The sequence below is a fragment of the Nonomuraea sp. KM88 genome, assembly GCF_052245635.1.
Lineage (GTDB): Bacteria > Actinomycetota > Actinomycetes > Streptosporangiales > Streptosporangiaceae > Nonomuraea.
Genome location: NZ_JBQQCC010000002.1, coordinates 500,400 through 526,545, shown reverse-complemented (window position 1 = coordinate 526,545; position 26,146 = coordinate 500,400). Strand labels below are relative to the sequence as shown.

General features: G+C 72.5%; 24 protein-coding genes. 16 read left to right on the top strand and 8 right to left on the bottom strand.

The window, feature by feature from the left end; all coding sequences use genetic code 11:
• Positions 1-10 precede the first annotated feature (10 nt).
• Complete coding sequence (locus tag ACTWPV_RS08170) at positions 11-1,615, bottom strand: PucR family transcriptional regulator ligand-binding domain-containing protein (protein ID WP_443151239.1); 1,605 nt, start codon at positions 1,613-1,615, stop codon at positions 11-13.
• A 131-nt stretch (positions 1,616-1,746) separates the two neighbouring features.
• Here ACTWPV_RS08170 and ACTWPV_RS08165 point away from each other — a divergent pair, with 131 nt between their 5' ends.
• The 10 genes from ACTWPV_RS08165 to ACTWPV_RS08120 all read left to right on the top strand — a co-directional run bounded on the left by ACTWPV_RS08165 (position 1,747) and on the right by ACTWPV_RS08120 (position 12,838).
• Positions 1,747-2,610, top strand: coding sequence for a DUF2877 domain-containing protein (locus ACTWPV_RS08165; protein ID WP_347644313.1), 864 nt, complete (start codon positions 1,747-1,749; stop codon positions 2,608-2,610).
• A gap of 20 nt (positions 2,611-2,630) precedes the next feature.
• Positions 2,631-3,986, top strand: a complete 1,356-nt coding sequence (locus ACTWPV_RS08160) for an FdrA family protein (protein WP_443151238.1) — start codon at positions 2,631-2,633, stop codon at positions 3,984-3,986.
• A 49-nt stretch (positions 3,987-4,035) separates the two neighbouring features.
• Positions 4,036-5,427, top strand: coding sequence for a DUF1116 domain-containing protein (locus ACTWPV_RS08155; protein ID WP_443151237.1), 1,392 nt, complete (start codon positions 4,036-4,038; stop codon positions 5,425-5,427).
• A 220-nt stretch (positions 5,428-5,647) separates the two neighbouring features.
• Positions 5,648-8,005 (top strand): protein kinase domain-containing protein, encoded by a 2,358-nt coding sequence (locus ACTWPV_RS08150; RefSeq protein ID WP_443151236.1) that lies wholly within the window; start codon positions 5,648-5,650, stop codon positions 8,003-8,005.
• A 77-nt stretch (positions 8,006-8,082) separates the two neighbouring features.
• Entirely contained in the window at positions 8,083-8,655 is a 573-nt protein-coding gene (locus ACTWPV_RS08145; protein WP_443151235.1) for a TetR/AcrR family transcriptional regulator, read from the top strand.
• A 52-nt stretch (positions 8,656-8,707) separates the two neighbouring features.
• Complete coding sequence (locus ACTWPV_RS08140; protein WP_443151234.1) at positions 8,708-9,904, top strand: Cmx/CmrA family chloramphenicol efflux MFS transporter; 1,197 nt, start codon at positions 8,708-8,710, stop codon at positions 9,902-9,904.
• Positions 9,901-10,716, top strand: coding sequence for an MOSC domain-containing protein (locus tag ACTWPV_RS08135; RefSeq protein ID WP_443151233.1), 816 nt, complete (start codon positions 9,901-9,903; stop codon positions 10,714-10,716). Before ACTWPV_RS08140 ends, ACTWPV_RS08135 begins: the two co-directional genes overlap by 4 nt.
• A gap of 66 nt (positions 10,717-10,782) precedes the next feature.
• Positions 10,783-12,060 (top strand): MFS transporter, encoded by a 1,278-nt coding sequence (locus ACTWPV_RS08130; RefSeq protein WP_443151232.1) that lies wholly within the window; start codon positions 10,783-10,785, stop codon positions 12,058-12,060.
• Positions 12,061-12,128: 68 nt separating this feature from the next.
• On the top strand, positions 12,129-12,506 hold the full coding sequence (locus ACTWPV_RS08125) for a hypothetical protein (RefSeq protein ID WP_443151231.1): 378 nt from the start codon (positions 12,129-12,131) through the stop codon (positions 12,504-12,506).
• Positions 12,503-12,838, top strand: coding sequence for a transcriptional regulator (locus ACTWPV_RS08120; protein ID WP_443151230.1), 336 nt, complete (start codon positions 12,503-12,505; stop codon positions 12,836-12,838). Before ACTWPV_RS08125 ends, ACTWPV_RS08120 begins: the two co-directional genes overlap by 4 nt.
• Positions 12,839-12,911: 73 nt before the next feature.
• Here ACTWPV_RS08120 and ACTWPV_RS08115 read toward each other — a convergent pair whose 3' ends face one another.
• A complete protein-coding gene (locus ACTWPV_RS08115; RefSeq protein WP_443151229.1) occupies positions 12,912-14,480 on the bottom strand; it encodes a bifunctional 3'-5' exonuclease/DNA polymerase in 1,569 nt (522 codons plus the stop codon).
• A 54-nt stretch (positions 14,481-14,534) separates the two neighbouring features.
• On the bottom strand, positions 14,535-15,803 hold the full coding sequence (locus ACTWPV_RS08110) for a metallophosphoesterase family protein (RefSeq protein WP_443151464.1): 1,269 nt from the start codon (positions 15,801-15,803) through the stop codon (positions 14,535-14,537).
• Between the two features lie 466 nt (positions 15,804-16,269).
• Between ACTWPV_RS08110 and ACTWPV_RS08105 the strand changes: the two genes are divergently transcribed.
• Complete coding sequence (locus ACTWPV_RS08105) at positions 16,270-16,560, top strand: tetratricopeptide repeat protein (protein WP_347644326.1); 291 nt, start codon at positions 16,270-16,272, stop codon at positions 16,558-16,560.
• A 64-nt stretch (positions 16,561-16,624) separates the two neighbouring features.
• On the opposite strand, the gene ACTWPV_RS08100 is transcribed toward ACTWPV_RS08105, so the two are convergent.
• Positions 16,625-18,196, bottom strand: a complete 1,572-nt coding sequence (locus ACTWPV_RS08100; RefSeq protein WP_443151463.1) for an FAD-binding oxidoreductase — start codon at positions 18,194-18,196, stop codon at positions 16,625-16,627.
• 31 nt (positions 18,197-18,227) lie between these two features.
• Here ACTWPV_RS08100 and ACTWPV_RS08095 point away from each other — a divergent pair, with 31 nt between their 5' ends.
• The 4 genes from ACTWPV_RS08095 (at position 18,228) to ACTWPV_RS08080 (ending at position 21,716) form a co-directional block, all read left to right on the top strand.
• Positions 18,228-18,770: a TetR/AcrR family transcriptional regulator gene (locus ACTWPV_RS08095; protein WP_443151228.1), complete on the top strand. Its 543-nt coding sequence runs from the start codon at positions 18,228-18,230 to the stop codon at positions 18,768-18,770.
• Positions 18,771-18,821: 51 nt separating this feature from the next.
• Positions 18,822-20,333, top strand: a complete 1,512-nt coding sequence (locus tag ACTWPV_RS08090; protein ID WP_443151227.1) for a glycerol-3-phosphate dehydrogenase/oxidase — start codon at positions 18,822-18,824, stop codon at positions 20,331-20,333.
• 102 nt (positions 20,334-20,435) lie between these two features.
• Positions 20,436-21,305, top strand: coding sequence for a sucrase ferredoxin (locus ACTWPV_RS08085; protein ID WP_347644329.1), 870 nt, complete (start codon positions 20,436-20,438; stop codon positions 21,303-21,305).
• 99 nt (positions 21,306-21,404) lie between these two features.
• Positions 21,405-21,716, top strand: a complete 312-nt coding sequence (locus ACTWPV_RS08080) for a WhiB family transcriptional regulator (protein ID WP_101784355.1) — start codon at positions 21,405-21,407, stop codon at positions 21,714-21,716.
• Between the two features lie 503 nt (positions 21,717-22,219).
• Here the strand turns inward: ACTWPV_RS08080 and ACTWPV_RS08075 are convergent.
• Both ACTWPV_RS08075 and ACTWPV_RS08070 read right to left on the bottom strand, forming a co-directional pair.
• On the bottom strand, positions 22,220-22,453 hold the full coding sequence (locus ACTWPV_RS08075) for a DUF397 domain-containing protein (protein WP_443151226.1): 234 nt from the start codon (positions 22,451-22,453) through the stop codon (positions 22,220-22,222).
• Positions 22,454-22,588: 135 nt separating this feature from the next.
• Positions 22,589-23,470, bottom strand: coding sequence for a helix-turn-helix domain-containing protein (locus tag ACTWPV_RS08070; RefSeq protein WP_347644331.1), 882 nt, complete (start codon positions 23,468-23,470; stop codon positions 22,589-22,591).
• Between the two features lie 128 nt (positions 23,471-23,598).
• Between ACTWPV_RS08070 and ACTWPV_RS08065 the strand changes: the two genes are divergently transcribed.
• A complete protein-coding gene (locus ACTWPV_RS08065; protein ID WP_443151225.1) occupies positions 23,599-24,066 on the top strand; it encodes an ATP-binding protein in 468 nt (155 codons plus the stop codon).
• Between the two features lie 63 nt (positions 24,067-24,129).
• Here the strand turns inward: ACTWPV_RS08065 and ACTWPV_RS08060 are convergent, their stop codons facing one another.
• Together ACTWPV_RS08060 and rsgA are read right to left on the bottom strand one after the other, a co-directional pair.
• Complete coding sequence (locus ACTWPV_RS08060) at positions 24,130-24,765, bottom strand: phosphoribosyltransferase (protein WP_347644333.1); 636 nt, start codon at positions 24,763-24,765, stop codon at positions 24,130-24,132.
• A gap of 163 nt (positions 24,766-24,928) precedes the next feature.
• Positions 24,929-26,026 carry a ribosome small subunit-dependent GTPase A gene (gene rsgA / locus ACTWPV_RS08055; RefSeq protein ID WP_347644334.1) on the bottom strand — a complete coding sequence of 366 codons (1,098 nt, stop codon included), beginning with the start codon at positions 26,024-26,026 and terminating at the stop codon, positions 24,929-24,931.
• Positions 26,027-26,146: the final 120 nt, after the last annotated feature.

Here is a 26,146-nt window from a genome sequence, read left to right as displayed (position 1 = left end):
GGCCCCAAGCCTAGATGCCGCGCATGCGCAGCACGTGCAGGGCGAGGGTGAGGTTGAGCCGCAGGTGCGGGTCGTCGGTGAAGCCGCCGAGCAGCCGCTCCAGTTTCCCGATCCGGTAGCGCAGCGTGTTGTAGTGGAAGTGCAGCCGTCTGGCCGTCTCCGCCACGTTCAGGTTGGTCTCCAGAAGGGCCTGGAGGGTGCGCCGCAGGTCGGCGTTCTCGGCGTCGTCGTCGGTGGCCAGCGGCCCGAGCGTCTCGCGGACGAACGCGTGCAGCTCGTCGGTGTCGTTCACCAGCGACAGCAGCCGGTAGACGCCGAGCTGGTCGAAGTGGGCCACCGCGCCGGGCCCGTGCAGCTGCCGCCCGACCCTGGCGGCCTTCAGCGCCTGCGCGTAGGCCTCGGGCAGCGTCTCCGCCCCCGGGCTCGGCCGGGACGTGCCGGTCGAGAACGTCGCGGGCGGCGCGTCGGGGAAGGCGCAGGCGGCGTCCTTGGCCATCCTGGCGACGTCGGCGGAGGCGTCGACCACGGCCACCACCTCGTGCGAGAACCCCGCCACCGCCCCCCGCGGGTCGTGCCGCCTGACCGCGGCCGTCCAGCAGGCCATCAGCCGGTCCTGGGCGCTGCGCTCGTCGCCGTCGGGGTCGAGCTCGGCCACCAGCACGGTGACGGGCCGCGACAGGTCCCATCCGAACGCCCTGGCCCTGGCCGTGACCCGCTCGACCGTGCCGGCCCGTCCGGTGAGCACGTCGCGCAGGAAGTCGGCCCGGTATTTGCTCTCGACGGCGTTGACCGCCTCCTGGCGGGTGACGACGAGCGCGGCGACGGTGGCGGCGCGTTCGAGGATGCCGATGTCGCTGTCCCTGATGCCCGCGGACGGGCTGTAGGCGACGATCCTGCCGTGGTGGTGCCCTCCCGCCAGCACCGGCACCGAGGCGAACGACCGCTTGCGTGCCCCGTCGGCCCCGGCCGCCGGAGGCCCCTCGCGGGTGACCGACTCGCACAGGACGGTCACGTGTCCCGCGGGTCCCGCGGCGGCCAGCACGCGGCCCGAACCGTCGACCGCGGCCACCGACACGTCGAGCAGGTGCGCCACCTCGGCGGTGACCTCGTTGAGCCCGCCTCCGGCCAGCACCACCTGCACCAGCGCCCGGTGCGCCTCCTCGGCGCGGGCGAGCACGGCTGCCTGGCGGTTGAGGATGTCGGTGAGCACCTGGTTCAGGATGTCGTCGAAGCCGACGTCGTTCGGCAGCTGGATGAGCGGGAAGCCGAGCCGGTCGGCCTGCTCGGCCATCTCGGCGGGCAGCTCGTCGACGTAGCGGCCCAGCTTGATCGCCAGGGCGGACAGCCCGCGCTCGTCCAGGTCGGCCACCAGCCTGCCGAGCGACTGCGGCGTGTTGCGCAGCGGGTAGCCGGTGGTGAGCAGCAGCTCGTGCGGCTTGACCCAGGCCAGGATGTCGGGCACCTCCATGACGTTGAGCCGCTGCACAATGCGGCCCAGCCCGCTCTCCCCCGCGATCAGCCTGGCGTCGGCGAGGGTGGACACGCCGAGCACCTCTCCGACGGACACGCCATGGGTGATCGTTCCGGTGCTCGCCGGACGGACGGAGGGCTCCATAGAGGTGATTGTGACCCCGGGAACCGTCTGTCAGGAAGAGCCAACCTTCCCGCTCACTGTTGGCAAATTTACCCGTACGGAGGGTTCCCGGCCCGTTCTACGGTCAGGACCAGGGTCGGTTGGGAGGTCTGGTGACGGTCAGTACTCACGCGAGACGTACCCGCGTCCACGTCACGGGAGCGGCCAGCACGGCGGTACGTCCCGTCCTGGAGTCGTCCCGCCGCCCGGCGCGCGTGCTCGCCGCGTTTCCCAGCGGGATCTACCTGGAGGTCAGGACCGATCTTGAGCCTTCGGTGATCGCGGTCATCACCGGCGAGGCGATCCGGTTGCCCAACTCCGTGTTGCTGTCCGGCCCGCTCCCGAAGGTCACGGTGGGTGACGACGCTTCGGTGGGCGACCGTTCGATCGAGCTGGGCCCGCTCAACCTGACCGTCCGGCGCTGGTGGGATCCCTCGCCGCCGCTGGGCACGGTCGACCGGGCGAGCCTCGTGCGCGCCGCCGCCCGCCTGACCGACCCGCCCGAGCCGGGCCTGGCCGGCAACGCCGCGGTCGACATGCTGGCGGGCGGGTGCGCCAAGGGCTGGCTGCTGGGGGCGGTGACGGCGGCCGAGCAGCTGGTGGGGCTGGGGCCGGGGCTCACGCCGAGCGGCGACGACGTTCTGGCCGGGCTGCTGGTGACCCTGCGGCACGTGGGCGCGGCGGCCGGCGTGGATCGGGCGGTCTGGCTGGCCGGCTGGCTCGGCGCGACGGTCACCTTCGACGCCCGTACGCGGACGACGCCCATCTCGGCCACGCTGCTGCACTGCGCGGCCAGGGGCGCGGCCAGCCCCGAGGTGATCGGGGTGCTGCGCGGCATCGCCGGCACGCAGGCGCTCGACCCCGCGCTGCGCCGGCTGCACCGGCTCGGCCACACCTCGGGGGCCGACCTGGCGCAGGGCGTCGCCATCGGGGTGAACGCGGTCCTCGCCCTGGCCGACCAGGAACCGGAGCAGTGAGTGAGCCAGTGAGCAAGCCCGTGAGTGACGCTGTGAGCGAGATGGTGCTGGTACGGCGGGGGACTTATCACGACTCGGTGACGCTCATGCGGGTCAGCCGGGCACTGTCCGACATGCCGGGTGTAAGGGCCGCCATGGTCGCCATGGCCACCGATCTCAACGTCTCCATCCTGCGCGAGCTGGGGTTCACGGTCCCGGAGACCGATCCGGGCGACCTGCTGATCGCCGTACGCGCGAGCGACACCGAGGCCGCCGTCGAGGAGGCCGACCGGCAGCTGACCACCTTCCAGCGAACGGATCCGGCACCGGAGCACCAACCGCCGCTGACCACCCGCTCGGCCGCGCGGAACCCGGCTGACCTGGTTCTCGTCTCCACGCCCGGGGAGCACGCCTTCGCCGAGGCACTGGACGCCGTCGAGGCGGGCCTGCCCGTCATGATCTTCAGCGACGGCGTGCCCGTGTGGCAGGAACGCCTGCTGAAGGAGCGGGCGGAGACCAGGGACGTCCTCGTGATGGGCCCCGACTGCGGCACGGCGGTGATCGGCGGCGTCGGCCTGGGCTTCGCGAACGTCCTGCGCCCCGGCCCCGTGGGCGTGGTGGCGGCCTCGGGCACCGGCGCGCAGCAGGTGACGTCCCTGCTCGACTGGGCGGGCACGGGCGTCAGCCACGTGCTCGGCGTGGGCGGCAGGGACCTGTCGGCCGAGGTGGGCGGCCTGTCGGCGCTGCGGGCCCTGCGCATGCTGGACGACGACCCGGCCACCGAGCTGATCGTGCTCATCTCCAAGCCGCCGTCGCCGGAGGTGGCCCGGGCCGTGGAGGAGTCGGTGGGCCGGCTGCGCACGCCGGTCGTACGCGCGATGCTCCAGGAGGGCGCGCCCGACCTCACGGAGGCGACGGAGCAGGTGCTGCGCGCGCTCGGCAGGCCCGTACCCGAGTGGCCGTCCTGGCCGTCGTGGCCGGGCGGCCGCCCGGCCGGCAAGGCGATCAAGGGCGTCTACGCCGGCGGCACGCTCAGCGCGGAGGCCGCGATGGTCGCCGGCTCCGGCGGCATCGTCGACTACGGCGACGACGCCTACACCAGGGGACGCGCCCACCCCATGATCGACCCGGCGCTCCGCGTCGAGGCGCTCGCCTGCACCGAGGACACCGACGTGGTGCTCATGGACGTCGTGCTCGGCCACGGCGCCGACCCCGATCCGGCCGCCTCGCTCGCGCACGCCGTCGCCCGCGCCCCCGCCACCGTCGTCATCGCCCTCATCGGCACGGAGGGCGACCCCCAGGACCTGCACCGCCAGGCCACCGCCTTCCGCGAGGCGGGCGCGGCCGTGTTCACCTCCAACGCCCAGGCCGCCCGGCACGCCAGGAGCCTGCTGTGACCCCCTTCACCTCCGACGCCCAGGCCCCCCAGCACGCCAGGAGCCTGCTGTGACCCTGCTCTCCGCACCGCCCCGCGTCGTCACGGTCGGCGCCGGCCTGCTCGACGACGCGCTCAGGGCCCAGGCCGTGCCGACGGTCCCCGTGGCGTGGCGGCCGCCGCTGCCCGGCACGGCCGAGGCGCTGGCCAGAGTCCTCGCCGACCCGCGCAGGCAGGCCGCCAACGAGCTGGCCGTCAGCCGGCTGACCTCCGCCCGCCCGCACCTGGTGGGCGTGCGGCGCGCCTCGGAGCTGCTGGCGGAGGGGACGTTCCTGCACGCGGGCCCGCCCATCACGTGGGAGCGCGCGTCCGGCCCGATGCGCGGCGCCCTCATCGGCGCGATGCTGCTGGAGGGCCTGGCGGGCGACGAGCACGAGGCCGGGCGCACGCTCGCCGAGGGCGGCGTCACGCTGCGCCCGTGCCACGAGCACGCCACCGTGGGCCCGATGGCGGGCGTGGTGAGCCCGTCCATGTGGGTGTTCGAGGTGCGCGACAAGGAGCACGGCGGCACCGCCTACTGCTCGCTCAACGAGGGCCTGGGCAAGGTGCTCCGCTACGGCGCGTACGGGCCGGAGGTGCTGGAGCGGCTGCGCTGGATGGACGGGGTGCTCGGCCCCGCCCTGGCCGCGGCGCTGGAGCGCACCGGCCCGATCGACCTGCGTTCGCTGATCGCGCAGGCGCTGCAGATGGGCGACGAGCTGCACAACCGCAACCGCGCCGCCACCTCGCTGCTGCTGCGCGAGCTGGCGCCCGCCGTGGTCGAGGCCGCCCCCGGGGCCGCCGCGCAGGTGCTGCGCTTCATCAACGGCAACGACCACTTCTTCCTCAACGCCGGCATGGCCGCGGCCAAGGTCAGCACGGACGCGGCCCGCGACGTGCCGGGTTCGTCGCTGGTGGTCGCGATGGCGCGCAACGGCACCGACTTCGGCGTGCAGGTCTCGGGGCTGGGCGGACGCTGGTTCACCGGCCCGGCCGGCGTGCCCGACGGGCTCTATCTCGGCGCGTACGGCCCTGGCGACGCCAACCCGGACATCGGCGACTCCACCATCACGGAGACCTCCGGCCTGGGCGGCTTCGCGATGGCGGCCTCCCCCGCCATCGTGCGTTTCGTCGGCGGCGAGGTCTCCGACGCCGTCAGGGCCACCCGTTCGATGTACGAGATCACGCTGGCCGAGCATCCCGCCTACCAGATCCCGGGCCTCGGTTTCCGCGGCACTCCCGCCGGCATCGACGTCGCCCTGGTGGCCAGGACGGGGTTGCTGCCCGTCGTCAACACCGGCATCGCGGGACGCGTGGCCGGCACGGGGCAGGTCGGCGCGGGCCTGGTCAGGCCGCCCGCCGAGGCGTTCGCCGGCGCGTTGCTGGCGTTGGCACGCTCGGTAAGTGACCCATTTGAAAAGTGAAATAGCCGCACGTCAGCACTATTGTCAAGCAATGTCAGCTTCCCTTGCGGTTATAGCGCCGATATCGTAACGAACCTCAGGCCAGCAAGAAAACCGCCGCGGCCCTGTCGCCGCACCTGGTCAAAGCCCATTGCGGCAGCCGTCAGGCGGATTTCTCAGTGGCAATCTGCAAGTAGCGTGAGAACGCACGTGACGGATGAGGCGAGATGGGGGCGGGAACATGGCAGCCGACCGCTTGCTCAGCGGCCCCGGCGCGGAGGGAGGCCCCCCGAGCGGCACTCCGCAGAGCCAGGGCCGCCTGATCGGCCGGCGCTACCGGCTGATGTCGCCGGTCGGCAGGGGCGGCATGGGCATGGTGTGGCAGGCCCACGACGTCCTGCTCGACCGGGACGTCGCGGTCAAGGAGCTGATCCTGCCGTACGGCCTCGACCACGCGGGCAAGCAGGTGGCGCACCGGCGCATGCTGCGCGAGGCCAGGTCGGCCGCGCGGCTGACGCACCCCGGCATCGTGACCGTGCACGACGTCGTCGAGGAGGACGGCCGCCCCTGGATCGTGATGGAACTGGTCCGCGCGTGGTCCCTGGAGCAGGCCGTACGCCAGAGCGGGCCGCTGCCGGTGATCCAGGCGGCCGAGATCGGCATCAGGGTGCTCGACGCGATCCGGCACGCCCACGCCGCCGGCATCATGCACCGCGACATCAAGCCCGGCAACGTCCTGCTGACCTCGGACCGGGTGGTGCTGACCGACTTCGGCATCGCGGCCATCGAGGGCGACGTGACGATCACGCAGACCGGGCTGCTCATGGGGTCGCCCGCGTACATCCCGCCGGAGCGCCTGTCCGGCCAGCCGATCACGCACGCGGCCGACCTGTGGTCGTTCGGGGCCACGCTGTACGCCGCCGTCGAGGGGCGGCCGCCGTACGAAGGGCCCGACCCGATCGCCGTGCTCGGCGCGGTCCTCACCCAGGACCCGATCAGGCCGCAGCGGGCCGGGGCGCTGATGCCGGTGATCGAGGGCCTGCTGCGCAAGAGCCCGGCGGAACGGCTGACCTCCGCCCAGGTCATCGAGATGCTGGAGACGGTGCTGGGCGCGCACGGCTCCGCCAGGCCGCGCCCGCAGGAGACCCCGCCTGGGACGCTGCCGGGGACCCCGCCTGGAACGCTTCCCAGCCAGGCCGACCCGACGCCGGCCGTGCTGCTGCCGCCGCTGGAACACCCCTCGGGGCCGATGCCGTCGCGGATCGTGGAGACGCCCTCGGGGCCGGTGCGCGTGCCGTACGACCCGATGAGCAGCCCGTCGGGCGGCTACTCGATGCCCTATGACGGGATGACGAGCCCGTCGGGCAGCCACAACACCGACCGGTTACCGCCGGCGCAGGGGTTCGAGGCGTTCGGCGGCCCGTCGGGGGCACAGCGGCCGGGCAGCGGCCCGCCCTCCCCCGGCGGCCCGCTCTCGCCTGACGGCGGCCCTTCCCTGGGCGGCCCCTCGTCCTCGGGCGGCTTCCCCGTGGCCGGCGCCCCGCCCTCGCTCGACCCTTCTTCCCCGCTGGGCGGCCCCTCGTCCTCGGGCGGCTTCCCCGTGATCGGCGCCCCGCCCTCGCTCGACGGCTCGCACGCGCCCGGCGGCCCCTCCTCGCTCGGTGGGCCGCCTGCACAGAGTGGCGCGTCCTCGCCCGGCGGACCGGACCCCTTCGGGACGTACCCGTCCGTGGACGACTCCGCCGACGGCATGGACGCGTCCTCAGGGCCGCGGCCCCGGCCGATCCTGCCGCTGACGTCCGACAGCCGTACGTCCGGCGCCACCCCGTGGCCGCTGGCCTCCCCCGCCGACCTGCACGAGCAGTCACGCGGCCTGTCGCACGACGTCGGCCGCAGCCGCCTGGCCACGCTGCCCGGCCCCTCCCCGCGCACCGGCACGAGCAGGCGCAGGAGCGAGGACGGCGGCGGCGGCGCGTGGATACGCGACGGCCGGCCGACGCCGCTCACGTTCATCAGCGCGATCGTGGCGGTGGCCGTCGTCGCGGGCGCCGTGATGATCGTCCTGTCCGGCGGATCATCGCAGGAGCCGGCCGCGGTCACCGCCACGACCGCGTCCCCCACCGCCACGACGAGCGCTCCGGCCGCGGGGGGCGAGCCGTCCCCGGTGCCGGAGGGCTACGAGGAGCACACCGCCGCCGGGTTCGCGGCCGGCGTGCCGGAGGGCTGGAAGCCGGCGAAGGCCGACGGCAGGACCACGTTCGACGGGCCGGAGGACTCCGGCATGCGGATCGTGGTGGAGCGGGTGACGCCGCAGGCCGACGGCGGGTTGTCCCGGCTGAGCAGGGAGGAGTCCGAGGGCGGCAGGGAGAGCTACATCCAGGTGCAGTTGCGGGCCGTGTCCTACCGGGGATGGAAGGCCACCGACTGGGAGTACACCTACACCACCGCCAACGGCGTCCCCATGCACGCGCTGACCCGATACGTCACGATCGACGACACGACCGGGTTCATGATCACGTTCGACCTGCCCGAGCTGAAGTGGGACGACCAGGCCGGCACGCGCAAGGTGTTCCTCGACACGTTCCGGCGAAGCACCTGACCTCGGCGCGACGGCGGGTTTCACCGTGAAGCCCCGGATATTGCACTGGCCGTTCCAAAACTGGTAGCGTGCCGGGCATGGCGCGACCGAGGACGTTCGAGGAGGACCGTGCGGTCGAGGCGGCCATGCGCGCGTTCTGGGGCGCGGGCTACGAGAACACCTCGACGCAGGCCCTGTGCGCGGCCACCGGCCTCGGGCGCAGCAGCATCTACAACACCTTCGCGAGCAAACACGATCTGTTCCAGAAGGCGCTGCGCCACTACATGGACGGGCGCAACGCCAGGCTCGCCGAGCTGATGGACTCCGACCTGCCCGCCAGGGAGAAGGTCGGCACCGTGCTGGGGTGGGCGGTCGAGCCCGATCCCGAGGAGCCGGCCGGCTGCCTGGTGGTCAACTCGCAGGTCGAGATGGCCCGTCACGACCCGGCGGTCGCCGAGTTGCTGCGGCTGGACTACGACAAGCGGGTGCGGATGATCCGCGCGGCGATCGAGGCCGGCATCTCCCGGGGCGAGATCGACGCGGGCAAGGACGCGCTCGCCCTGGCGCACTTCGTCGTCGCCACGGTCAGCGGCCTGCGCGTGGCCGCCTGCGGGGGCGCCGGCCGCGAGACCCTCGCGTCCGTCGCACGAACCGCGCTGGACGCGTTCTGACTTTTTCGCGCCCTAATTTTGTACTGATCATTCTAAAATTGGAGGAATCGCCATGCCCCTGGCGGTCTACATACTGGGCCTGTCGATATTCGCGCAGGGCACGTCGGAGCTCATGCTGGCCGGGCTGCTCCCGGAGATGGCCCGCGACCTGCACGTGTCCGTCCCCGAGGCAGGGCTGCTGATCTCGGCGTTCGCCATCGGGATGCTGGTCGGCGCTCCCGTGCTGGCCATCGCCACGCTGCGCTGGCCACCCCGTACGGCGCTGCTGACGTTCATGCTGGTCTTCGCCCTCACGCACGTCGTTGGCGCGATGACGGCCGACTACGCCGTCGTGTTCGCCACCCGCGTGGCCGGCGCCTTCGTGTACGCCGGTTTCTGGGCCGTGGCGGCGAGCACCGCGATCGGCCTCGTGCCCGCGAACGCCCGCGGCAGGGCGATGAGCATCCTGGCGGGCGGGCTGACGGTCGCCACCATCATCGGCTTGTCCTCGGGCACCGTCATCGGCCAGCATCTCGGCTGGCGGGCCGCGTTCTGGGCGGTGGCCGGGCTGTCGGCGCTCGCCGCGGTGGGCGTGTTCGCCACCATCCCCGGCGGCCGTCCCGAGGCCGGGGCTCGGCCCCGCGTGCAGGATGAGCTGCGCGCCATGCTGAACCCGCCGCTCTGGCTCGCCTACGGCACGATCGCGCTGACCACGGCGGCCCTGCTGGCCTCCTTCAGCTACCTGAGCGTCCTGCTGACAGGCACCACGGGCCTGGCGCCCGCCTGGATTCCCGCCGTCCTGGCCCTGTACGGGGTCGGCGCGCTGATCGGCATCACGATCGGCGGCAGGACCGCCGACGCGCGGCCGTTCCTCGTCCTGTTCACCGGGGTCACGGGCCTCATCGCGACCTCCGCCGCGCTGGCCGCGTCCGCGGCCGTGCCCGTCCTCGCCATCGTGCTGGTCTTCCTGCTCGGCGCGTTCGGATTCGGCACCAACCCGGCGCTGAACGCCCGCCCCTTCGCCCTCGCCAAGGCCGCCCCCACGCTGACCGCCGCGATGAACGTCTCCTCCTTCAACGTCGGCATCACCGTGGGCCCCTGGCTGGGCGGGCTGTCCATCGGCGCGGGATTCGGCTACCCGTCCGTCGCCTGGATCGGCGCCGCCATCGGGGTGGCCGCGCTCGGCGCGGTCGCGCTGGCCGCGTACCAGCACCGCAGGAGAGCGTCCCCGCAGGCCGCGCCGATCAGTGAGATACGGTCTGCCGTATGAAGCTGGGGAACATCCGCTTTTATCCCATCAAATCGACCAGCGGTCATGACGTCGATGAGGCTGAGGTGCAGCCGTGGGGTCTGGCAGGCGACCGGCGCTATCTCGTCACCGACCGCAACGGCGACCTCCTCACCGCGCGCGAGGAGCCGGCGCTGCTGGCCTGCGTGGCCGAGCTCGACGGCGACACCCTCACGCTGACCGGCCCGCACGCCGCCCCGCTGCCGGTCGTCCCGGCCACCACGATGTCCACGGTGAAGGTGGGACGCACCCCGGTGGAGCTCACCGACTGCGGCGACGCCGCGGCGCGGTGGTTGTCGGAGCTCGCCGGGCAGCCCGTCCGGCTCAAGTGGCTCGACGACCCGACCCGCCGCCCGGTCAATCCGGCGTACGGGCGCCCGGAGGACCGCGTGAGCCTGGCGGACGCCTTTCCCCTGCTGCTCACCACCAGCGCCTCGCTCGCCCAGCTCAACGACTGGATCGCGGAGACGGCGCTCGAACACGGCGAGGAGCCGCCCGCGCCGCTGCCCATGCGCCGGTTCCGGCCGAACGTGGTGATCGACGGGGTCGACACCCCCTTCGCCGAGGACGGGTGGAAGCGGCTGCGCATCGGGGACGTCGGCTTCCGGGTCACCAAGGGCTGCGACCGCTGCGTGCTGACCACGATCGACACCGCCACGTACACCAAGGGCAAGGAGCCCCTCAGGACGCTGGCCAGGCACCGCAAGTGGGACGGCAAGGTCTGGTTCGGGATCAATCTGATCCCTGACGGGCCCGGACGCATCGTTGTGGGCGATGCCGTCACGATCCTCTGAATATCGCGGAAATAAGAATTCTGTCGTCTTTGTGGCGGTGTTGGGGGGTTATGTCAGACTTCACTGGTGACCAGTGCCCCCATCCAGCCCGCGACGCTGCCCTCTGACCGGATCCCGAGCATTCAGCGTCGCACCCTGGCCGTTCTCTCCGCGACGCAGATCGTGGGCGGCGTGGGCGTGGCGGTCGGGCTGGCGCTCAGCTCGGTGGTCGTGGACGAGCTGTCGGGATCCACGGTGATCAGCGGCTTCGCCGGCACGGCCACCGTGGCCGGCGCGGCACTGCTGGCCCTGCCCACGGCCAGGGCATCGGGCAGCGGCGGGCGGCGTGCCGGCCTGTCGCTCGCCTATCTGGCGGCCCTGGCCGGCTGCGCGATCTCCGTGGCCGCCATCACCCTGGGCTCGTGGCCGCTGCTGCTGGTGGGGCTGGTGCTGGTGGGCGGCGGCAGCGCCGGCAGCCTGGCGGCGCGCTACTCCGCCACCGACCTTTCCCCGAAGGGCCGCTCCGCCCGGCACCTGTCGCTGGTCGTCTGGGCCTCCACCATCGGCTCCGTGGCCGGTCCGAACCTGGCCGAGCCCGCCGACGAGATCGGCATGCGACTGGGGATGGCGGCGAAGGCGGGGCCGTTCGCGTTCGCCGCGCTGGCGTTCGCCCTGGCCCTGCTCATCATCCTCGGGTTGCTCCGGCCCGACCCGCTCAAGCTGGCGCGCGGCCTGCTGGACGACACGCAGGACAAGCCCGCGCCCGGCCGCAACCGGACCATCAGGACGGCCTGGGAGACGCTGCGTACGACCCCGATGGCCCGCACGGCGCTGATCATGATCGCGATCAGCCACACCGCGATGGTGTCGGTCATGTCGATGACCCCGGTCAAGCTCCACCACGACGGCTCCAACCTGGACGTCATCGGCCTCGTGATCAGCCTGCACATCGCCGGCATGTACGTGCTGTCGCCGGTCGTCGGCTGGCTGGCCGACAGGGCGGGCAAGCTGCCGGTGCTGGTGCTCGGCATGGCCCTGCTGCTGTGCGCGGCCACGCTGGCGGGCACGGCTGGGCACCGGGTGTGGCAGGTGACGGCGGCGCTGGTGCTGCTCGGACTGGGCTGGTCGTGCGGCCTGGTGTCGGGCTCCGCCCTGGTCACGGAGTCCGTCCCGCTCTCCCGCCGCCCCGCCGTGCAGGGCCTGTCGGACCTGCTCATGAACGTCTGCGGCGCCACGGGCACGATCGTCGCCGGGGCGATCGTGGGGATGCTCGGCTACGGCCTGCTCGGCCTGGTCGTCGGCGTCATGGTCGCCCTGGCCGGCTGCTGGCTCGTCACCGTCTGGCGCCGCACCCCCACGGGCTAGCGCCGCAAAGGCGGCACCCGCCCGCGGTCGACACCGCTCGCGGCGCGCTGCGCCTCGCCCGGGACGCGATGGGAGCAGCCCGCGCCCGACCTGCGGCCCCCGCCTGGTACGCACCGGCGCACGGGTTGCTGTTCGCCGCCGCATTCGGGCTGCTGCTCGGCCCGTGGACCGATCAGGTTCCGTTCCTGGCCGCCGGCCTGCTCGCCATGCCGGCGTTCCTGGGCGTGCACGCGGCGGTGGTCAGTCGTGGAGGGGTCATCACCATGCCCGGCGGCACGATCGGACAGCGGGTGCTGCGCCAGCTGATCCCGGCCGCCGCGTTCGGCTTCGGCTGGCTGTCGGCCATCCCGTTCGGACAGACCGGAGGCGCCCTTGCCTCCGCCGTACTGGGCGGTGCGGCGCTCTGGGCGGTCACCGTCCGGGAAGAAGGCGAGGCCCGGCCATGAGAGCCGAACACGATCCGCCGCCGGCGCTGGACGAGTCGATCCAGCACCCCACGCGGCTGGCTGTCATGGCCTTCCTGTCGGGGTGCCTGGAGGCCGGGTTCGCTGCGGTCCGTGACTACGCCCGGATCTCCGACGCCAGTGTCAGCCGGATCGTCTCCGCCCTCCAGGACGCCGGCTATGTCAAGGTGCGCAAGGGCTGTGTCGGCAAGCGTCCCCGCGCCTGGCTCTCCCTCTCCCCCGAAGGTCGCCAGGCTCTCGCCGGCCACCTGGACGCGCTCCAGAGCATCGCCGAAACGGCGAGGCGGACCGCCGCCGGCCCGACGCCGGATTGACGATCCCGTAGGCCGGGCCAGCAGTGCGGGGACAGCCGCCCCGCGCAGGAGATCGGCGGTGCCGTGCGGTTGTCTATTTGGCGTCGGCGTAGGAGGTGACCGCCACGGCCTCCATGGGGAAGCGCACCGGCGTCTGCCCGAACAGCAGCCTGCTCGCCTCGGCCGCCGCCGCGGACACCGCCGCCATCACCTCGTCGGCCTGCTCCAGCGGGCAGTGCACCATCACCTCGTCGTGCTGGAAGAACACCAGCCGGGCCGGCTCGGGCAGCAGCCCCCGCAGCACCGCCATCAGCGCCAGCGCCCACTCGGCGGCCGTGCCCTGCACCACGAAGTTACGCGTGAACCGCCCTCGGTCCCTGGCCGCCCGCCCGCCCTCGGGCCCCGACACCAGCTCCTTCCACCGCGCCGACGGGGGCGGGCAGGTGCGCCCGAGCCAGGAGCGCACGAGCCGCCCCTCCTCGCCCGCCTTCGCCGCGTCTTCGACGAACTGGTAGGCCTTGGGGAAGCGCTGCCGCATCACCGTCAGCAGCTTGGACGCGTCGCCGCTGGTGCCGCCGTACATGGCCGACAGCATCGCGATCTTGGCGTTGGCCCGCTCGCCACCGAACGACTGCGCCAGCGCCGCGTAGAGGTCGATCTCCCCCGCCGCCCTGGCCAGCCCTCCGTCGCCGGCCATCGCCGCCAGCACCCGCGGCTCCAGCTGGGCCGCATCGGCGACGATCAGGCTCCACCCCTCGTCGGCCACCACCACCCGCCGCATCACCTTGGGGATCTGCAGCGCCCCGCCGCCGCTGGTGGCCCACCGCCCGGAGACCACCCCGCCCACCACGTATTCCGGGCGGAAGCGGCCGTCGCGCACCCACTGGTCGGCCCACGCCCACCCGTGGGCGCTGAACAGCCTGGCCAGCTCCTTGTAGGCCAGCAGCGGCGCCACGGCGGGGTGGTCGACGCGTTTCAGCTCCCACGACCTGGTCGTCTTGAGCGTCACCCCGGCGCCCTTGAACGCCCTGACCAGTTGCTGCACCGAGTCGGGGTTGACCGGATGGCCGAACGCCGCCGCCACCTCAGAGGCCAGTGCCTGCAGCTTGGCCGGCCGCATGCCGTGCACGGGCCGCGGGCCGAGCAGCTCGGTCAGCAGCTCGTCGTGCACGTCCGCGCGCCAGGGCATGCCGTCGTGCGCCATCTCGGCCGCGATGAGCGCCCCCGCGGACTCCGCGGCGACCAGCAGCCGGAACCTTCCGGGCTCGGGCAGCGCCGCGACGCGCCCGAGCTGGCCGGCCAGCACCTCCGCCACCGCCTCCGCTCCGAGCGGCTCGGGCGCGAAGAGCGTGCCGGGCGCGCTCGGCTCGTCATCGGGCACCGCCAGCCCGTGGAGCCTGGCGTGCGCGGCCCTGGCGGATCGGGCCTCGCCGTGGCGGCCCTCGTGCGCCAGCAGCAGCCCTTCGGTGAGCGCGATGTCATGGCAGCGCGCGACCCGCACACCGGCTGCCACCAGGGGCGTGTAGTCCTCCCTGGCGTCGGCCCAGACCCAGCGCGGGCGCTCGGCCGCCTCGAGCTCGGCGACGGCCCGCGCCAGATCGGCGGGACGGCGAGGGGAGCCACCGACCGGGAGCAGCGTCTCTCCCGCGACCACGACATGCACGTGGTCAAGAGTGCCAAACGCCTCCGACAAAGCCGGGAACGGGCCGGGAACGGCTCACGCGAGGCTGATGCGCACCTCGTCCTCCAGAGGCGGATCCAGCTCCTGCTCCAGGCACCCGGTGGCGGCGAAGCAGCGCAGGGTCAGCTCGTCGGGCGTGACCGTGACGTGCATCAGCTGCTTGAAGAAGGGCGGGGTGTCCCAGTCGGACAGCTCGGACAGGTAGCGGTGGAACACCTTGTCGACGGGCAGCCTGAACGGCCACGGCCAGGCCCCGAGCAGCCGCGCCGCCCACCGCATCCTGCGGGTGATCGCGACGGTGCCCTCCGGGGTCCTGACCGGCCGGTTCTTGACGTGCTCCGACATGACGCACGCGGCCTCCGCGGGCGTGAGGTAGAGCCACTTCATCCGCAGCCTGGTGGCGTAGAGCTGGCTGTAGAACGACAGCGAGTCGCCGCGCAGCGGGTAGCACCTGAAGTCGTCCTCGTGCACGCCGGCCACGTCGACCCGCTCGATGGTGTGCGTCGCGTGCATGAACGCGCCGCCGCCCCCTGACACGACGTACTGGATCACCCGGTCCCCCACCTTGACCGGATAGCGCTGGTAGTTGTGCACGTCGCCGCCGATGACCGCGACGTACCGGTGTGCGGGGTCGCGCACGATGTCGTCGATCGTGCCGCCTTCCTCCAGCGGTGACGGCTTGTAGGCGTTGGCGGTGTAGATAGGCTTGCCCGTCACGAGGATCTTGGGCCGGGGGTCTGCCGAGACCCGCCGCAGCCACGCCGTCTGCCCCTTGTCGATGTTGTTCCTGATGCCGGTGTCGACGCCGACGATGAGCAGGTGGTCGCTCTCGATCGCCCAGTACGGCCCCGGCTGCGTCGCCTGCTGGGCCGGCCTGCCCCTGAGCTGCCGCGCCTCGGCCAGCCGTTCCTCGTCGATCGGCTCCGGCTTGCGCCACAGCAGTCCGCGGATCCCGCGGTCGGGTTTCGGCTTGAGCTCGGCGTCGCAGAAGACCCGCATGAACCCGCCGAGTCCGTCGTACCAGTCGTGGTTGCCGGGGATGGCGTAAATAGGGGCGTCATAGTCCTTGTACGGACGGAAGAACTTGTCGTCGTACTCGTTGCCCGATCCGGTCGGATAGACCACATCGCTCGCGATGACCGCGAACGACGTGCCCTGCCCGAGTTTTAACATCCCCGGAACAACGGCGTACTGAGAAGCATCTCCCTCCCCCGTATCACCAAGCAGCAGAAAACTGAAATTCCCCGCTACAGGTGCCTTGATGCGAAATTCCGGATCAATCCCGCGCGCTTCCTGACCCGCCACCCACCGCGCCCGCACCTGCCCGGACGGATCGCCGAACAGCCCCGCGAGCACCTCGTTACGCGAGCGCCACAACGTCCGCGGATTGAGCCAGCTGAACCCCCGCCTGTCCGGTCTGAGCTGCGAGAACGTCCCCACCTGCGGGCACGCCCATCCGGCGCCCGCCTCCGACACCCGCGAGGAAAGTTGCTTTGCGCGTTCGGCCGCGACATCCACCATGACCACATTTCTACCGCGATCTACCGATCACGCATCCTGAACGCTCCGTGCAGACAGGGACGCGGAGGGTGCACCATGGTGTACCCTCACCCCCCAAGCAAGCGGTTGGGACCGCCGAGGGGAGGCTCCCATGACCCGTAACGGCCCTGATGACGCGACCCGCAGAGGCACATCCGAAGTGGACGCCATTGAGGGTTTACTGGCTTATGCCCAGACTCACCCCCGGTGGGGTCGGTCGGCGTTCAAGAGCATGAGCGAAGCCATCGCCAGGAGCCGGGTTCTGTTCGGGGAGTCGCCGGAGGAATACTCGGGCCTGCTGGCCCGGTGCCTGGTCGCGGGAGCGAGGCTGCTGCTCCGGCGGGGGCGGCCCGCGGAGGCGCTGCCGCTGGCCGAGGAGGCGGTGGCGCTCACCCGTTCGGCGGGCGGCGCCCCGCTGGTGGCTTCGCTGTACCGGCTCGCCGCCGTGCTGGAGGCCCTCCACCGCTACAGCGAGGCCGCGGCGCTCGTGGCCGAGGCCGACCGGCTCCTCCGGCCCGACTGACGCCACCGCCGGTGCCCGCCCCGGCGTGCGCGGCCGGGACCGGCGCCGCGGCCCGAAGGGCACGTCACGCCGGTTCGACCGGCGGGACGAGCACGCCGGGGTTGAGGATGCCCGCGGGATCCAGCCGGCTCTTGACCGCGTCCAGGACGCTCACACCGACCGGACCCAGCTCGGCCGCGTACGCGTCGCGATGGTCGCGGCCGACCCCGTGGTGGTGCGTGATGGTGCCGCCCGCCTCGACGATGGCCGCGTTCACCTCCGTCTTGGCCCGCTCCCACTGGGCGACCGGGTCGTCGTCCTGCGGGGTCACGACGGTGAAGTACAGCGAGGCGCCGGTCTCGTACGCGTGGGAGACGTGACACATGACGAGCGGCGAGCCGAGCGCCCCGAGCAGCGCGAGCCGCACCGCGTCGTAGAGGCGCGGCAGGTTCGCCCAGAACCCGGCCGTCTCCAGCGTCTCGACGGTGGCGCCGGCCGCGAGCAGCGAGTCGCGCAGATACGGCGCCGAGAACCGGCCGCGCTCCCACGCCTCGCCGGGACCCGCGCCGAGCGGTTCGCCGCCCAGCCGCGCCAGCACGGCGGAGACGGCCTGCCGCCGCCCGGACTCCGCGGCGCCCTCGTGACCCGCGATCAGCAGGCAGCCGGAGCCGCCCGAGCCGATGGCGTCCGGCTCGGCCAGGCCGACCATGGTCTCGGTCTCGTCGGACAGCCGCAGCACGGCCGGCATGAGCCCCTCCTGCGCCAGCGCCCGCACGGCGGCGGAGCCGGCCGCGAACGACGCGAACCGCCACCCCTCGTAGCGGCGCTCGGCGGGCGCGCGGCGCACCCGCAGGCGCAGCGACGTGATGACGCCGAAAGCGCCTTCCGAGCCGAGGACGAGTTGCCGCAGGTCGGGCCCTGCCGCCGATCTGGGGGCGCGGCCGACGTCCAGGGTGCCCGCCGGGGTGGCGAGGGTGAGGCCCATCACCATGTCGTCGAAGCGCCCGTATCCGGCGGAGGCCTGGCCGCTGGATCGGGCGGCCGCGAAGCCGCCGAGCGTGGCGTACTCGAAGGACTGGGGGAAGTGCCCGAGCGTCAGCCCGTGTTCGGCGAGCAGCCGCTCGGCCTCGGCGGCCCGCACGCCCGGCTCGAACTCGGCCACCATCGACTCCGTGTCGACCGACCGCAGCCGGTCGAGCCTGGCCAGGTCGAGCGCGACGACTCCGGCGAATCCGGCGCGGGCGGCCGCGAGCCCGCCCACGACCGAGGTGCCGCCGCCGAAGGGCACGACCGCGATCCGCTCGGCCGAGCACAGCCGCAGCAGCTCGGCCACCTCCTCGTGCGAGCCGGGCAGCACCACGGCGTCGGGCGCGTCGGAGCCGTCGCCCGCGCGCATCCGCAACAGGTCGGGGGTGGACTTTCCGCGTGTGTGCCGCACGCGGGCCTCGTGCGTGGTCAGGACGTGCTCGGCGCCGGCCACCCCGGCCAGCGCCTCGACCAACGGCCCCGGCAGGGCGACCGGCGGGACCCGCACCGCCTCCAGCGCGGCGGCGGGGACGGCGGGCGCGCGCACGCCGAGCAGGTCGTGCAGGAGCGTGCGGATCTGCTCGGGCAGCTCCCGGGCGCGGGCGGGATCGCCCCATCCCGACCACGACATGGGTTCTCCAGGCATGGGTACACTGTGACACATGACGTCGATTCGTCACAATGACGGGGTGCTGGACGCCGCCCGCGACTGCGTGCTGGCCTACGGAGTGCGCAGGACGACCCTCACGGACGTGGCGCGCAGGGCCGGGGTGTCACGGATGACGCTCTACCGCCGCTGGCCCGACGTGCGCACGCTGGTCGCCGACGTGATGACCAGGGAGTGGGTGCGGGTGATCGCGGAGCTGGACATGTCCGATCCGGTCCGCGCGGTCGTCGCCGGTGTCAGAGGGCTGCGCGCGCACCCCTTGTGGCGCAAGATCGTGGAGGCGGACCCCGAGTTGCTCCTCCCCTACCTGCTCGACCGGCGTGGGGCGACCCACGAGGCCGTGCTCGAGGTGCTGGAGCGGGGCTTCGGCGATCCGCGCAGGGCCAGAGCCGTGCTGCTGGTGGCCCAGTCGTTCCTGCTGTCCGCTCCGACCATGCTCGGCCCCGTGACCGCGGACGACCTCGACGACGAACTCACCGCGTTGCTGGAGGGATACCTTGACCGACGAGAGAGCCGCGACCGCCGAGAGAGCCGCTGACCGCGCCGCCGCCGCGGCCCTCACCCCGCGCGCGCGAAGGAGGGCGGGCTGATGGGCACGCCCGCCCCGGGGAGTTCGCTGAACGCCCCCAGACGGGCCCGCGAGCTGCGCCGGACGGCCGAGGAACGGGTGGACGTGCTGGTGGTGGGGCTCGGCGCGACCGGCGCGGGCGCCGCGCTCGACGCCGCGTCCCGAGGGCTGAGCGTGGCCGCGATCGACGCCCACGACCTGGCGTTCGGCACGTCCAGGTGGAGCTCGAAGCTCGTCCACGGCGGGCTGCGCTACCTCGCCAGGGGACAGGTCGACGTGGCTTACGAGAGCGCGGCCGAGCGCGGCATCCTGCTCCGCACCACAGCTCCGCACCTGGTCAAGGCGCACCCGTACGTGCTGCCGCTGACGCCCGCGGTCTCGCGGCGGCAGGCGGCCATGGTGGCGGCCGGCTACCGGATGGGCGACGCGCTGCGGTGCGCCGCCCGCACGCCGCGCCGCCTGCTGCCAGGTCCCACGCGGCTCACGGCCGCCCGCACCCGCACCCTGGCGCCCGTGCTCAGCGGCGACGGCCTGCGCGGCGCGCTGCTGTCGTGGGACGGGCGGCTCCTCGACGACGCGCGACTGGTGGTCGCGATCGCCAGGACCGCCGCCGCCCGCGGGGCCCGCGTGCTGACCCGCTGCCGCGCGCTGCGGCTCTCGGAAGCGGGCGCGGACGTACGCGACGAGCTGACGGGCGAGGAGTTCACCATCCGGGCCGCAGCGGTGATCAACGCGACGGGAGCGTGGGCCGGATCGCTGGATCCGCAGGTGAGGCTGCGCCCGTCACGCGGCACCCACCTCGTTCTCTCCTCCGGCACGCTGCCCGGGCTGATCGCGGGCCTGCACGTGCCCGTCCCGGGAGAGAACAACCGGTTCGCGCTCGTGCTCCCCCAGCACGACGGCCGCGTGTACGTCGGGCTCACGGACGAGCCGGTGGACGGGCCGGTGCCGGACGTCCCCGAGGCGCCGGAGGAGGACGTCAGAACGCTCCTGGAGGTGCTGAACGGCGTTCTTGAGGCCCCGGTGACCAGAGAGGCGGTTGCGGGCGCGTACGCGGGCCTCAGGCCTCTCCTGGCGGCCGACGGGCGGACGGCCGACCTGTCCCGGAGGCACGCCGTCCTGTCGGGTGGGGGCGTCGTCACGGTCGTCGGGGGCAAGCTGACGACATATCGCCGCATGGCCGAGGACGCGGTGGATCGGGCGGTCTCGGACAGGAGGCTGCCGGGCGGCCGGAGCCGTACGAAGAAGATCCCGCTCGTGGGGGCGGGCCCGCAGCCGTCCGGGGTGCCGATGCGGCTGGCCGAGCGGTACGGCGCCGAGGCGCAGGCCGTGCACGAGCTCGTCAAGGCGCACCCCGAGGAGGTCGGGCTCGGCATCACCAGGGGCGAGCTGCTGTGGTCGGTCCTGCACGAGGGCGCGCTCGACGAGGGCGACCTGCTGGACCGGCGGACCAGGATCGGCCTGGTCGAGCGGGACAGGGAGCGCGCACTGCCCGCGACACGGGACGTACTGCGCGGAACACCCCCCGCCTGATGGCACCAACCCGTTAGATTAGGCTTACCTAATCTGGTCAGGGAAGGGGTACGGGCGTTGGCGACGGGCTGCGAGCATCCCATCGGGTGCCACACGGGCGAGGTGCCCACACTGGCGAGCGCGACCGTGGGAGCCAGGCTCTGGCTGCTCATCGAATACACCGGCGCCTGGCCCTCGCGCCTGGAAAACTTCGAACTTCCTCAAGAAATCTCCGAACTCGTCCGCCGGGCGCTCGAACGCGGTATCAGGCCCCAGCTGATTCGCCGTCCCGGAAAGCGGACCCGCCAGCGGGAGCAGGGAATCCGTGTGCTACTGGGTCACGCGGCCGGCGATCGCCCATGGCTCGCCGGGGGCGTCGTCGCAGGTCCCGACGATCTTGACCTGGACGCTTTCGTGGCCGGAGCAGTCCCGGAGTCCTGCATACTTGAAGACGAGCCGGTATTTCTGGTCTGCACGCACGCCAAGCGCAATGTGTGCTGCGCCCGCATTGGATTGCCCCTCGCTCGGTCACTGGCCGAATCTTTGCCGGACAGAGTGTGGGAAACGTCACACGTTGGCGGCGATCGCTACGCCGCCAACCTCGTGTGCTTGCCACACGGAATTTTCTACGGCAGCATGTCTCAGGCTGCTGCACTGGCAGCGGCTAACGCGTACCGGTCGGGCGAGATCATTCTCGACCGCTACCGGGGACGCGCAGGCATCCCTGAGCCATTGCAAGCCGTGGAACACTTCGCCCGAGCCCATACGGGAGAGCGTTCCGTCGGCGCGGTGGCCGTGGAATCCTCCAGGTCGGACGGCGACGTCACCAAAGCCATCGTGCGCTGCGGCGACGTCCGGTTCCAGGTTGTGATCGAGCCATCGGCGTTCACCGCGCCGTGTGGTACGGCTTGCGCCGAGACGATCACCACCTACCGGCTGGTTTCGCTGGACAGGCTCACGCCTGTGCGGTACGCCACGCCCGCTCTCGCCTGACCAGGGAACATCACGGCCCGACCTTGCGTTGGAACAGTGACGCCATAAGCGTCCAATGCGGCTCAATTCCGAAATACCTCTCACGAAGGTGGTTTTCTCATGTCTCAGGTACGTCGGCAGCTCGCCCGCCCGCGCCCCAGCTGGGGTTGGCAGGATGATGCCGCGTGCCGGGGTGAGGACCTCGTGCTCTTCTTCGGCCCCGACGGGGAGCGGCAGCCCGAGCGTGACGTACGTGAGCGGAAGGCGAAGGCGATCTGCGCCCAGTGCCCCGTCCGCACCGAGTGCCTTGACTACGCGCTGTCCCGGCCCGAGAAGTACGGCACGTGGGGCGGTCTCAACGAGGACGAGCGCGCCAGCGAGCGTCGCCGTCGTATGCGCCGCGCGGCCAGCGCCGGCATCTCCGCCGCCTGACACACACCCGGCTGCGTCACCAGCCCGCGTGATCATGCAGTTGTCCCGATGAACCAGGGCCTGGCCCTCCACGTCCAGGCCCTGGCGAACCCGGTCGGGACAACTGCCTGATCAGGCACCCTCACCTGGCACCATCCACGGTTTCACCCAGCGGTCCGGCCGGGCGACATCCCGGCCGGGACCCGCGGCGATCACGCCCGCACCGGCGGCTTCGCCGGGCCCCAGGGCGGTCCACTTCTCCGCACCGGCGATGTTTTCCCGCCGGTCTCACACGCCGGCGACGTTCCACAGGCGCGGCTGCACACGCCCGCGCCGGTCCGCACGGCGATCCGGCGGTCCCGCACCCGCCTCCACCGGCCTACGGCCTCTCCCAGCCGGCGATCGGGACCGGCCCGCTTGCGCGGCCCTCTCGAAGGGGCGCCTCTGGCGCGCCCACGGTCGAGTGACCGAAATGCATCGCCGGGCAGACCGTAACCCGGCCTGCCCGGCGACGAACACCCGCCTCAGACGATCAGGTCGTCGAATTCCCCGTCCTTCGCTGCGAGCACGAACGCGGTGATCTCAGCCTGCGTGTAGACGAGCGCGGGGCCGTCGGGAAAACGTGAGTTGCGCATCGCTATCTCCCCCGTGGGCAGGCCGGCGACCTCGACGCAGTTGCCGTTGGGGTTGCTCTGCTTGCTCTTGCGCCAGGCGACGGGAAGGCGGCCGGCGGGCGTTCCGTTGCGGAACTCGTGCATGGAGGCGGCTCCTCGCGATCTTACGGATGCACGTGCATCCGCGCTTGCGAGTTGACAATACGACAGCACGCCGCGGCCCATATACCGGACGACCAAAAATCCTGGTATGCCGTGGATCACAGGGATATCAGCAGCTCAGCTGGAAATAAGCCGCTCCAGGAAGCGCCGGGTCGCCTTGGGCTCCTCGGCCTGGATGCTGAGCCGATCCATGACCTCCATGTAGTGGTCGGAATCAGCGGGCTTGTCCAGGTAGAGGGCGCTGGTGAGCTGCTCCATGTACACCACGTCGGGCAACTCGCGCTCGGGGAAGCGCAGGATGCTGAAGGGACCGCCGGCCGCCGCGTGCCCGCCGCGGTCGAACGGCATGATCTGCACGGTGACGTTGCGTTCGGCCGTGATGTCGAGGAGGAAGGCGATCTGCTCCCGCATCGTCTCGGGCCCGCCCAGCGTGCGCCGCACGACGGCCTCGTCGATCACCGCCCAGAGCGTCAGGCCGCTGTCCAGCCGCCTCTGCCTGGCCATGCGCAGCGCCACCCGGCGGTCGAGCTCCGACCGCGCGGCCTTCTCGTGGGCCAGTTCGATGACCGCTCTGGCGTAGGCGGAGGTCTGGAGCAGCCCGGGGACGAACTGGTTCTCGTAGGTACGGATGCTGGAGGCGGCGCCCTCCAGGCCGATGTAGACCTCGAACCACGACGGCAGCAGGTCGCCGTACTTGTGCCACCAGCCGGGGGCGTTGGCCTGCTTGGCCAGGGCGAGCAGCGGCTCGCGCTCGGAGGGGTCGGTGACGCCGTAGAGGGTGAGCAGATCGGCCACGTCGCGCTGCTTGAAGCTGACCTGGCCGAGCTCCAGCCGGCTGATCTTGGCGTGAGATGCGCGAATCGAGTACCCCGCGTCCTCGCGCGAGATACCCTTCTCCGTGCGGAGCCTGCGGAGTTGGGTGCCGAGCAGGATTCGCAGCACCGTCGGGCTTCCGGGGGCATGGCTGAGCAGCCTTCCCTCCGCGCTCTGTGCGCTCACGCACCACTCCTAGATCATCTGCACGTGCAGATGCGATTCGCATCTGTAAACTACGAAAAGTCTTGCATCGGTAAGCACTCCCCGTAAAGATGGGCATTGGATCACCAGACCGCGCTTCGGGGGCCTGAATGACGACTTTCGACGCTCGGCCGCAAGCCGCCATCGGTTCCCGGCCTCCCGGATGGCTCTCGTCCGTCCTGGTGGACGGTCATGCCGGTGAGTGCGACGCCGTCTTCCCCTTCCACCAGCGCCTCGAGCCTTCGTGCGTGGCGACCGCCCGGCGGTTCGTCGGCCAGACGCTCACCGCGTGGGACGTGACGGAGGTGGCCTTCGACGCGCAGCTCGTGGTCTCGGAGCTGGTGACCAACGCCATGCGGCACGGCGGCGGGGTGGCTCAGCTGCGCCTGCTGTCTCACGGCGCGGAGCTCGCCTGCGTGGTGGCCGACCACAGCCACACCGTGCCGGTGGCCGCCGCGCCCGACGTGTTCTCGGAGTTCGGGCGAGGGCTGCGGCTGGTGGACGCCCTCTGCTCCACCTGGGGCTGGCTCTCCCCCAGTGGCTCGCGCAAGCTCGTCTGGGCCGTCCTCGCCGGCTGACCCGGCCGCGTGCGGACTCGATGCCCTCGCCGACCGGCCGCGCCGCTCATCGGCGTACGTCATTCACCGCGATCCCGCCTCCCGGAGCAGCTCGAGCACGTCGTCGTCACTGAGCTGGTCGAAGCGCTCGTACCACTGGCCGACCGCCCTGAAGTCGACCGGCGTCAGCAGCACGACCACCTCGTCGGCCTCCTCCCGCAGGGACGTGACGGTGTCGCGCGCCCCGACCGGCACGGCCAGCGTCACCTTGTCGGGCTTGGCCGTGCTGACCGCCCTGAGCGCGGCCCGCGCGGTGCCGCCGGTCGCCAGGCCGTCGTCCACCACGATCACCTCGCGTCCCTCCAGCGAGGGCAGCGGGCGGTCACCCCGGTAGACGCTCACCCGGCGGGCCAGCTCGCGCCGCTCCTGCTCGACCACGTCCGCGACGGACTCGGGGGTCAGGCCGAGCCGGTGCAGCAACGCCAGGTCGAACACCGGCTCGCCACCCTCGGCCACCGCGCCGACGCCCAGCTCGGGCTGCCCCGGATAGCCGATCTTCCTGGTCACGAGCACGTCGAGCCTGGCGCCGAGCCGGCGTGCGATGGGCTCGGCCACCGCCACCCCGCCGCGCGGCAGCGCGAGCACCACGGGGTCGTGGGCGTCCCGCAGCCCTTCGGCGAGCAGCGCACCGGCCTCTGCCCGGTCTGCGAAAAGCATCATGACTTCTGCCTACCCGCCGACGCCGTCTCCTCGCCTCCGCACGCCCGCCCCGGAGCGACGAACGGCCGCCCCGGCAGGGACCGGCGGCACGAGGGCGCGCGAGCCGGCCTGGCGAGGCCGCACGGGCCCGCGAGGCCGGCCGGGTGGCGGCGCCGGCGGAGGGTCAGGGACGGTTGCGCCCCGAGCGGCGCATCTCCTTCGTGATGACCTTCCACTTGTTCTGCTGCTCCTTACGGAGCCGCGCGTCGGTCCTGGCCGCCATCCACGCCGCCTCCCGCTGCAGCTTGCGCCAGCTCTCCAGGCGCCGCTCCGGCAGCTCTCCGCTGTCCAGGGCGGCCAGCACCGCGCACCCGGGCTCTCCGGCATGGCCGCAGTCGCTGAACCTGCACCGCTCCGCGAGCGCCTCGATGTCGGCGAAGACGAGGTCGACGCCCTCGCCGATGTCGTAGAGGCCGATCCTGCGGATGCCCGGCGTGTCGATGATCAGCCCGCCGCCGGGCAGCGGGATCAGCTCTCTGTGCACCGTGGTGTGCCGGCCGCGCCCGTCGGCGGCGCGCACCTGCTGGGTCTCCATGACGGGCTCCCCCGCCAGGGCGTTGACCAGGGTGGACTTGCCGGCGCCCGACGGGCCGAGGATGACGGCCGTACGGGAGCCCTCTAGGTAGTCGCCGGCCAGCCGCACCCCGTCGCCGCTCAACGAGGAGACGGCGTGCACGTCGACGCCGGGCGCGGCCACCCGCACGTCGGCGAGCAGCTGGTCGAGACCGTGCTCGAACAGGTCGGACTTGGTGATGAGCACCACCGGCGTGCCTCCTGACTCCCAGGCCAGGGCGGCGAGCCGCTCGATGCGGCCCAGGTCGGCGAAGTCGGTGGAGTGCATGGACGGCTCGGCGACGAAGACGACGTCGACGTTGGCCGCGAGCACCTGGCCCTGGCCGTCGCCTGACAGGCCGCCGACCGAGGTGCGGCTGACGCCTCCCCGGATGAACGCGGTCGTCCTCGGCAGGACCTCGTCGAGCTCATAGCGGCCCTCGTCGAGCCAGGACAGCGCGACCCAGTCGCCCACGCACGGCAGCGCCACCGGGTCGGCGGCGGCCGCCCTGCGCACGTGAGCGGCGTATCTGGCGTGATGCTGGCCGTCGGCCGCGATCACCTCGGCGGCGCCGCGATCGACGCGGGCGACGCGGGCGGGAACGGTGCCGGCGGGCAGCTCGGCGGCGCGCTGATCGCTCCAGCCGAGCAGGGAAAGATCGTATGACAACGCAGTGAACCTTTGATGCGAGAAGGAGCCGGGCAGCTCAGACGAGGGCCCGGAGGTGGACGGACGGCATGTCGACCAGAACGACCCGCATAGTCCTCACCTCCCCGATCGGTTGCCTGT